Source organism: Thioalkalivibrio halophilus (assembly GCF_001995255.1).
Lineage (GTDB): Bacteria > Pseudomonadota > Gammaproteobacteria > Ectothiorhodospirales > Ectothiorhodospiraceae > Thioalkalivibrio > Thioalkalivibrio halophilus.
In genome coordinates, this window is the sequence record NZ_MUZR01000012.1 from 1 (window position 1) to 1,272 (window position 1,272).

The window sequence follows — 1,272 nt, forward strand, 5'->3', positions numbered from 1 at the left end:
GGGGGGATTGAGGAAGGCGGCGTATCCGGCTGGAATGGGAGTGCGACCAACCAGCCAGCCAGAGGAGATACGCCACCATGGCTCACGATACGACAGACCTGCCGAACGGACCAGAGGACCCGTTGACCGATCTGCTGCGCCGCGGGGCGCGGGATCTGATCAAGCAAGCGGTGGAGGCAGAGTTGCAGACGTTCATGGAGACCTACGCGGAGGATCGTTTGCCGGACGGTCGCCGGGCGGTGGTGCGCAATGGCTATCAGCCGGAGCGCCGGGTCCAGACCGGCATCGGCGATGTGCCGGTGCAGGTGCCGAAGACCCGGGATCGGTCCGGCGGCGGCCGGCACTTCACCTCCCGCCTGCTGCCGCCGTATCTGCGCCGGGCGCGCTCGGTCGAGGAGCTGCTGCCCTGGCTCTATCTCAAGGGGGTGTCCTCGGGCGATTTCCAGGAGGCGCTGAGCGCGCTGCTGGGCGAGCAGGCCCAGGGGCTGTCGGCCTCGACGCTGGGCCGGCTCAAGCAGCAGTGGCTGACCGAGCACGCCGACTGGCGCGAGCGCGATCTCAGCGCCCACCGCTACAGTTACTGGTGGGCCGACGGGATCCACTTCAACCTGCGCGGTGACGACGACGAGCGCGCCTGCGTGCTGGTCATCATCGGGGTCCTGCCGGATGGCACCAAGGAGTTCGTCGCCCTCGATGACGGGATGCGTGAGTCCGAGCAGAGCTGGTACGAGCTGCTGGTGCGCCTGCGGGATCATCAGGGCCTGGCGAACGGCCCGAAGCTCGCCATCGGCGATGGCGCGCTGGGCTTCTGGAAGGCCCTGGCCCAGGTCTACCCGAACACTCACCGCCAGCGCTGCTGGGTCCACAAGACCGCCAACGTGCTCAACAAGCTCCCCAAGCGCAGCCAGCCCAAGGCCAAGTCGGCATTACAGGCGATCTGGATGGCCGAAACCCGCGCCGACGCCGAGAAGGCCTTCGACGCCTTCCTGACCGCCTACGACGACAAGTACCCGAAAGCTACCGAGACGCTGCGCAAGGACCGCGAGACCCTGCTGACGTTCTACGACTTCCCGGCCGCGCACTGGCAGTCGATCCGGACCACCAACCCGATCGAATCGACCTTCGCCACCGTGCGGCTACGCACTGCCAAGACCCGGGGTTGCGTGACCCGCAACACCGTCTTGAGCCTGACGTTCAAGCTCGGCCAGAGCGCGCAGAAGCGCTGGCGCCGGCTCCGGGGTTACGAATGGCTCGACAAGCTCGAGCGCGGGG

The 1,272-nt window shown here is 67.6% G+C and carries 1 protein-coding gene; it reads left to right on the forward strand.

Annotated elements, in window-relative coordinates:
* Positions 1-77 precede the first annotated feature (77 nt).
* Positions 78-1,272: IS256 family transposase (locus tag B1A74_RS04605; protein ID WP_077243908.1), on the forward strand; the 1,195-nt coding region annotated here is incomplete at its 3' end.